The sequence below is a fragment of the Moorena producens 3L genome (assembly GCF_000211815.1).
Lineage (GTDB): Bacteria > Cyanobacteriota > Cyanobacteriia > Cyanobacteriales > Coleofasciculaceae > Moorena > Moorena producens.
Genome location: NZ_GL890946.1, coordinates 84,037 through 91,244 on the forward strand (window position 1 = coordinate 84,037; position 7,208 = coordinate 91,244).

The 7,208-nt window shown below is 45.5% G+C and carries 11 protein-coding genes; 8 read left to right on the top strand and 3 right to left on the bottom strand.

What is annotated here, in order from left to right:
- Window positions 1-37 precede the first annotated feature (37 nt).
- The 8 genes from nagA (at window position 38) to LYNGBM3L_RS22690 (ending at window position 6,110) form a co-directional block, all read left to right on the top strand.
- Window positions 38-1,198, top strand: a complete 1,161-nt coding sequence (gene nagA / locus LYNGBM3L_RS22665; RefSeq protein WP_009149179.1) for an N-acetylglucosamine-6-phosphate deacetylase — start codon at window positions 38-40, stop codon at window positions 1,196-1,198.
- Window positions 1,183-1,320 (top strand): hypothetical protein, encoded by a 138-nt coding sequence (locus LYNGBM3L_RS44120; protein ID WP_154659882.1) that lies wholly within the window; start codon window positions 1,183-1,185, stop codon window positions 1,318-1,320. The genes nagA and LYNGBM3L_RS44120 overlap by 16 nt, the downstream gene beginning before the upstream one ends.
- Window positions 1,321-1,405: 85 nt before the next feature.
- The gene (locus tag LYNGBM3L_RS22670) at window positions 1,406-1,621 is read left to right on the top strand and encodes a photosystem I reaction center subunit IV (RefSeq protein ID WP_009149180.1); all 216 of its coding nucleotides are present in this window, start codon (window positions 1,406-1,408) and stop codon (window positions 1,619-1,621) included.
- Window positions 1,622-1,714: 93 nt separating this feature from the next.
- Window positions 1,715-2,563, top strand: a complete 849-nt coding sequence (locus tag LYNGBM3L_RS22675) for a DNA-formamidopyrimidine glycosylase (protein ID WP_009149181.1) — start codon at window positions 1,715-1,717, stop codon at window positions 2,561-2,563.
- Window positions 2,560-2,688 carry a hypothetical protein gene (locus LYNGBM3L_RS48885; protein WP_267872076.1) on the top strand — a complete coding sequence of 43 codons (129 nt, stop codon included), beginning with the start codon at window positions 2,560-2,562 and terminating at the stop codon, window positions 2,686-2,688. Before LYNGBM3L_RS22675 ends, LYNGBM3L_RS48885 begins: the two co-directional genes overlap by 4 nt.
- A gap of 24 nt (window positions 2,689-2,712) precedes the next feature.
- Entirely contained in the window at window positions 2,713-2,934 is a 222-nt protein-coding gene (locus LYNGBM3L_RS22680; RefSeq protein WP_009149183.1) for an NAD(P)H-quinone oxidoreductase subunit O, read from the top strand.
- 308 nt (window positions 2,935-3,242) lie between these two features.
- The gene (mdh, locus tag LYNGBM3L_RS22685) at window positions 3,243-4,214 is read left to right on the top strand and encodes a malate dehydrogenase (protein ID WP_009149185.1); all 972 of its coding nucleotides are present in this window, start codon (window positions 3,243-3,245) and stop codon (window positions 4,212-4,214) included.
- Between the two features lie 456 nt (window positions 4,215-4,670).
- The gene (locus LYNGBM3L_RS22690) at window positions 4,671-6,110 is read left to right on the top strand and encodes a serine/threonine-protein kinase (protein WP_009149187.1); all 1,440 of its coding nucleotides are present in this window, start codon (window positions 4,671-4,673) and stop codon (window positions 6,108-6,110) included.
- Window positions 6,111-6,124: 14 nt separating this feature from the next.
- Here LYNGBM3L_RS22690 and LYNGBM3L_RS46625 read toward each other — a convergent pair whose 3' ends face one another.
- From LYNGBM3L_RS46625 to LYNGBM3L_RS45190, 3 genes are all read right to left on the bottom strand, one after another.
- Complete coding sequence (locus tag LYNGBM3L_RS46625; protein WP_009149189.1) at window positions 6,125-6,265, bottom strand: hypothetical protein; 141 nt, start codon at window positions 6,263-6,265, stop codon at window positions 6,125-6,127.
- Window positions 6,266-6,723: 458 nt separating this feature from the next.
- Window positions 6,724-6,879 carry a hypothetical protein gene (locus LYNGBM3L_RS44125; RefSeq protein WP_154659883.1) on the bottom strand — a complete coding sequence of 52 codons (156 nt, stop codon included), beginning with the start codon at window positions 6,877-6,879 and terminating at the stop codon, window positions 6,724-6,726.
- 131 nt (window positions 6,880-7,010) lie between these two features.
- Window positions 7,011-7,208: hypothetical protein (locus LYNGBM3L_RS45190; RefSeq protein WP_009149191.1), on the bottom strand; the 198-nt coding region annotated here is incomplete at its 5' end.

The window sequence follows — 7,208 nt, forward strand, 5'->3', positions numbered from 1 at the left end:
TTTGATGGTATATGATTAGACTTCGCCACATTCCCTAATGACTCTAGATATTATCAATGCTCGTGTCCCTAGTTACCAAGGTTTACAGAATATTCATATTAATGATCATGGAATTATTGACGCGATCGCACCGAAGCTAGAAACTCTTCCTAAGCTAGATACTCTTCCTAACCCGGCTATCCTTGACGTTGCTGGGGATTGGGTCTCCCTAGGGGGTGTGGATTTGCAGATTAATGGGGGGCTAGGCTTAGCCTTCACCGATGTCGATTTTCACCACATCCCTTTACTCCAGGAGATTTGTCAATTCCTTTGGCATCAGGGTGTGGATCAGTTTTTACCCACTCTGGTCACTACCTCGGTCGAGAAGATTCAGCGTACGCTTTCTGTCTTTGCTGAATTTATCCCTTCCCAACCTTACCAGACCCCAAGCGCCCGCATCTTGGGTGTCCATCTAGAAGGGCCTTTTCTCAATCCCCAAAAACGGGGGGCTCATCCTCTTGAGTATCTATTACCACTTAATCTTGAAAATGTCAAGGAAGTTTTGGGAGACTATGGTGATCTGGTCAAGATTATTACAATAGCGCCAGAGTTAGAGAGCATTGGTGAGGTGATTCCGTATTTGCGATCGCGCAACATAATTGTTAGTCTCGGTCACTCCCAAGCCACAGCAGAGCAAGCCCAAAGAGCTTTTGAAGATGGGGCATCCATGGTAACCCATGCCTTTAATGCCATGCCAGGACTCCATCACCGCAAACCAGGATTACTGGGAGCTGCCCTAGTTACTCCCGGTGTCCAGTGTGGACTAATTGCCGATGGTCAGCACGTTTGTTCCACCATGATCCAACTGCTGCTCCGTGCTGGGGGTTATCAACAAGGGATTTTTCTAGTTAGCGATGCCCTAGCACCAATAGGATTACCCGATGGCGTCTATCCCTGGGACACCCGCAAGATAGAGGTCAAAAATGGGACAGCACGGCTACCAGATGGGACATTATCTGGGACAACCTTGCCCTTATTGGTAGGAGTAAAGAATTTAGTCCAGTGGGGGATTTGTAGCGTTGAGAATGGCATTGCCCTCGCAACGGTTTCCCCTCGCCAAGCCATCGGTTTAGCAACCCTAAGCATCGGTCAACCAGCTCAGTTATTACGCTGGCATCTCGATGAGGAAACATCAAAGCTGAGTTGGCAGCGTTTGTAGTCTCACTCTTCCGACTCCCGATTCCCGATTCCCGATTCCCTCGGTGCGCGCCTCCTAGGGCGAGTAAATCGCCCTTGGGTCGCACCGCTCCCGACTCCCGACTCCCGACTCCCTACAGGTAAATTAATAAAACTTAAACAATCAAGTCAACGGAGAAGCCTAATTGAGTAGTACGCTGTAGAACTAGAGCGTAAGGTAAATTTTTTTATGGCAGAACTAAAACGTGGTGCAAAAGTTCGGATTAAAAGAAAAGAATCCTACTGGTATAACGATGTGGGAACTGTGGCTAGTGTAGACAAAAGTGGTATCAAATACCCAGTGATTGTCCGCTTTGATAAGGTCAACTACGCTGGCTATAGTGGTAGCCCCTCTGGGGTGAACACCAATAACTTTGCACCCACTGAACTGGAAGTAGTTGGTTAACCTAGCCAGACTCAGGAATTTGAGTTCCTGGTGTCTGTAGAGTGCTAAGTTAACACGGTAGCACTCACCATTGATCAACTAAAGCACTCAATCGTGCCGGAACTACCAGAAGTTGAAACAATTCGCCTGGGTCTAAATCAAGTGACTACAGGCCAGGAAATCCAGGGTGGAGAGGTGTTACTATCGCGCACCATCGCCCACCCTATTTCTCCGAAAGATTTTTTAGCCCAACTCAAAACTGTCACCATTAGTGATTGGCATCGACGGGGCAAATACCTACTCGCTAAACTAACCAAGTCAGATACTGATCAAGCCGGTTGGTTAGGTGTTCACCTCCGGATGACTGGTCAACTGCTATGGCTAAGTCAAGACCAGCCTCAGCCAAAACACACGCGAGTGCGATTATTTTTCCCAAACAACCAGGAGTTAAGGTTTATCGACCAGCGCACTTTTGGTCGAATGTGGTGGATTCCGCCATCCCATTTACCAGAAACCATTATCACTGGTCTAAAGCAACTCGGACCAGAACCGTTTTCCCAGGAATTTTCTACAGATTACCTAGTCAGTAAGCTCCATCACCGCCAGCGTGCGATTAAAACCGCCTTGCTCGATCAGTCCCTGGTAGCAGGAATAGGTAATATCTATGCCGATGAAGCATTATTCTTGAGTGGTATTCGACCAGAAACCCTTTGTAAAGATTTGGGGTTAGAGCAGATCGAAAAGCTGAGCATCGCGGTTATCCAAGTATTGGAAAAAGCTATTGAGTCTGGTGGTACCACGTTTAGTGATTTTATCAACGTCCAGGGAGTCAATGGCAACTATAAGGGGATTGCCTGGGTTTATGGTCGCACCGGAGAACCCTGTCGTATCTGTAGCACCCCCATCCAGCGAACCAAATTAGTCGGTCGCTCCGCTCACTTTTGTCCGAACTGTCAGCGTTGATCAGGCTGGGAAGTGTCGGAAGTGTCGGAAGTGTCGAGATTTCTATTCCCGATTTCCGATTCCCGATTCCCGACTCCCGATTCCCGATTCCCCATTCCCGATTCCCCATTCCCCCGATACAATAGAATAGGAAAGACAAAAGAGATTTTATGGCTGGGAAAATTAAAAAGGGAGTATTGGTTCGGGCTATCCAAGCCCAGTTAGAAGGTAGCCTGGAAGCCAAAGCAAGTGACCCCCGCTTTTCCTCTTATCTGTTTGAAACTGATGGGGAAATTCTTGATATCAAGGGGGATTATGCCCTGGTCAAATTTGGTCGGGTACCTACCCCCAACATTTGGTTGCGCATTGACCAGTTGGAAATCTCCTCTTGAATAGTAAAGAGTAGGGAGTAGGGAGTAGGGAGCGGTGCGACCCCGCGCTTTTTTAAAGCGCTAGGGAACGCGCACCGTAGAAAAATGGGGAGATGGAAAGAATTATTCCGAAAAATATTGTATAATTAGATACATATTTATAATTCTAAGTAACGAAAGTACATACTCGCCCCAATGTTCACAAACCTACCCTTGTGAGCTTTGGCACCCATAGCCCCCTAAATACCCCAATTTTGGGGGAGTTCCTGAAAAGCGATTGGCCGTAGGCCACGCTACGCGAACGCATTTCCACGCTACCCATTCCGATCATGGTACCCTATCCCAACTCCCCAATTGCTTGCCACGACAACCGTGTATCCGTCATCGGTGGTGGTAGAGTAGGGAGTACTCTTGTCCAACGGATTGCTGAGAAAAATCTGGCCGATGTCGTACTCCTCGATATTGTACCAGGTATGCCCCAAGGCATTGCTCTAGATTTACTAGAGGCCAGGGGCATTGAAGGCCACGATTGCCAAATTATCGGAACTAATGACTATGCTGATACTGCTGGTTCCGATGTGGTGGTGATTACGGCAGGAAGTCCCCGGAAACCAGGCATGAGTCGGGATGACCTGCTACAGATCAATTCCAAAATTGTGGTGGAAGCGGCTAAAAATGCGTCCGCAAAATCCCCAGATGCCATGTTAATCGTGGTCACCAATCCCCTCGATGTGATGACCTACCTAGCCTGGCAAGCTACTGACTTACCACCCCATCGCGTCATGGGCATGGCAGGGGTGTTGGATTCTACCCGATTCCGGACATTCATTGCCATGGAAAATGGTGTATCCGTTGCGGATGTGAATGCAGTAGTGCTCGGAGGCCATGGGGACTTAATGGTGCCACTACCCCGCTACTCTACCGTTAGTGGTGTTCCCATCACGGAACTGATGACACCAGACCGGATAGAAGCCCTGATCGAACGGACTCGTCGAGGAGGGGCAGAAATTGTAGAACTGATGCGCACTGGCAGTGCTTATTTTGCCCCAGCATCCTCCGCCTGTTTGATGGTAGAAGCAATATTACACAACCAATCCCGCCAAATCACCGCAGCTGCCTACCTTCAGGGTGAATATGGTTTGCAAGATATTTTTATAGGAGTACCCACCCGATTGGGGTGTCGAGGCATCGAAAAAATTTTGGAATTAAAGTTGACAGATCTTGAACTGTCCTCCCTCAAGATATCCGCTGAATCAGTTCGTGACAATATTAAGAAGGCACAAGGGATGCTGGGTCATTAGGAATAGGGAACAGGGAACAGCGGATCTGGGAACAGCGGATCTGGGAACAGCGGATCTGGGAACAGCGGATCTGGGAACAGGGGATAAGAATAGACACAAACAGTATCATTTGCGGTCTATTCAATTCCATCCCATGGTACTCATTAGTATAGGGAACAGGGAATAGGAAACAGATAATAAGTAGTTTTCGATTAAGTTGGAATTTTTCAATACATTTTATTTAAATACATTGTTTATCATTTTTATCCTACTTTCTGCTCTGTTGAGAACAACGATAGGTTGACAAGGTAAATTTTTATTACTGGATTAAAACTTCCTTCTGCAAAAAATCCTCGTATTTCTTTCCTACTCCTTCCGATTCCCGATTCCCGATTCCCGATTCCCGATTCCCGATTCCCGATTCCCTGCTCCCTGCTCCCTCTTCCCTAAACTATAAATCATCAATTGGCGGCTATTATGTCTAATACCTTAAAACCTGGAGCAATTATCAAAGACCGCTATACAATCTTAGGCGATTTAGGTCAAGGAACTTTTGGACGTACCTATCTCGCTGAAGATGCTAATCGCTATCAAGAGCGTTGTGTACTCAAAGAATTTGCTCCCCAACTTCAAAACAACTATGAATTACAAAAAGCTCAAGAATTATTTGAGCGAGAAGCTGGGATGCTATACCAGCTCAGACATAACCAAATTCCTTGTTTTCGAGAGTTACTTAGAACCAGTATTGGTCGTAAAAATTATCTCTTTTTAGTACAAGACTATGTGGAAGGGTTAACCTATCACCAGCTTTTAGTCCAGGGTCAAAAGTTTAGGGAAGCAGATGTGATTAAACTGCTCCAAGACATCTTGCCAGTTTTAGATTATATCCACTCTAAGCAGATCATTCATCGGGATATTTCTCCGGATAATCTGATTAAACGGAATTCTGACAATAAGCCAGTATTAATTGACTTTGGTTGTGTCAAAGAAATGGTAACCACTGCCATTGTCCAATCAACCGGATACGTGATTGGCACTCAAGTGGGAAAGCGGGGTTACTCCCCAGATGAACAGTTACGATATGGCAAAGCTGATGCCACTAGCGACCTTTACGCTTTAGCGGTAACTGCTTTAGTATTGCTAACCGGTAAACAGCCTCTAGACTTTTATGATAGTTATCACGCCACCTGGCTTTGGCAAGAGATAACCATTAGCCCCAGCTTCAAATCGGTCTTGGCTAAAATGCTGGCTAATCTTCCTAAAGAACGGTATCAGTCAGCCCAAGATGTCAGTGAAGCCCTAGAAACCGTAATTCCCCAGCCGGTAAGTAGCCAGCAGCCAACTAAGCTACCAAATAATCTACCAAATCAACAACCAACTAAGCTACCAAATAAACAACCAAATAAACAACCAAATAAACAACCAAATACACTATTTACCCAGATCGCTACCTTAGTGGCTGCTCCTGGTCAAACTATTAAAACAACGTTCACTGCTGTGCTCAATCGCAAACAGCAATCCACTAACCGTGAACTAAGGTTTTTTGGTATTTCTATGTCCATTTCTTTATTAGTAGTGTTTGGAACGGTAGCAGTAGCTAGAGGAGGGTTTCCTACACCAAAATTCCCGAAGATATCCTGGCAATTGCCCTCTATACCATCATTGCCCTCTAAATCATCTGTGAGTAACACCGAGCAGCAACGGCAAAAGCAAATCTATCAGCGTTGCCTAGATTTGAAGATTGAACCAGGGACTTTTTATCAGAAAGTTGATCAATTTTTTTATAGTACATATCCCCAATTAAAGGGAAAGACTCTTTCCGATAAACAAGATGATGTTCAATTCCGGCAAGCTTGGTATCAAATTGCTGAGGATTTACTTGATAATTTGGAACAAGAGGCTTTTTTGAGTAATTAGAGGTTTTTGCTGGTTCATTCTGCATCAATCCCATCCCAAAGCTCTGAAACAGGAAGTGCATTCCCTGTCATGGCTTCTTGCCATCCCTGACGAAAACTTTCTTCTACCTTATTCTGTGTAACACTCTCACGAAACAGACGAACTATCTGTAACAAATTTGGTAAGTATTCTTGGGGAGTTTGCTGTATTTCCGTATAGCACTTGTTCCAGTATTTCTGTGGTAGTAGCGTTATCAGCTACAAAATTTTGGTCTGTCATTATTATATCTTGTTAGCAATACTCTGATTAATATAGCAAAGGGAGCTGAGGCCGTAGGCCAGGCTACGGGAAAGGAGCTGGGAGCAGGGAAGTCGGAATTGGAAAAAAATCAATCCTGTGTACGTCATAGGTATGATATAGCAATTCTCAGAGCCATGAGGACAAGGTTTATCCTTTTAAGGCAGAAGGCAGAAGGCAGAAGGCAGCAAGGCAAGAAGGTCTTAAGGCAATAAGCGCCAATCAAGACTGTACCTCATAGGTATGAGAAACGCTATAAACGCTATAACTATAGCAATAAATCAATAAAAAAAAATCGGTCAAGTTCTGGTTAACCCCAAGTCTTGACCGATTTATATTATGTAAGCTTCCACAAGTACAGCTGAGCTGCACTCAAATCTAAATCACTGTCTTGATGCAGTCGCTCATGGGGGGGACCACGGCAGTCGCTCATGGGGGAAACCCCCAAGACCGCGCTGCCTCCCCAAGACCGCGCTGCATCGCTACTGATCAACTATTGAATTAGTCAGCAACTACTCGAAAGTAACTACATACCAACTCATCCTTCATCCTGGTATATACCCCTCCACAAAACAATTTTTACCATTCCTGGTCGCCAGGGCGACGCCCTGGCAATTTACTATCCTAGTCTAGGTATAAGTATCGAATCAAAAAAGTCGTAACCTGACCAGATTTTCCGGTAGGCTCGAAAGCGCTCCACTCGTCGGGATAGGCGTATTTAAGGGAATAGATAGCATTAATTGTTTTGCGAACTTGTTTAGGAGAACCGACCAAGATGTGCTTGACTTTCTTCGGTTTACGACCTGGGTTTTCAGGGTTGGT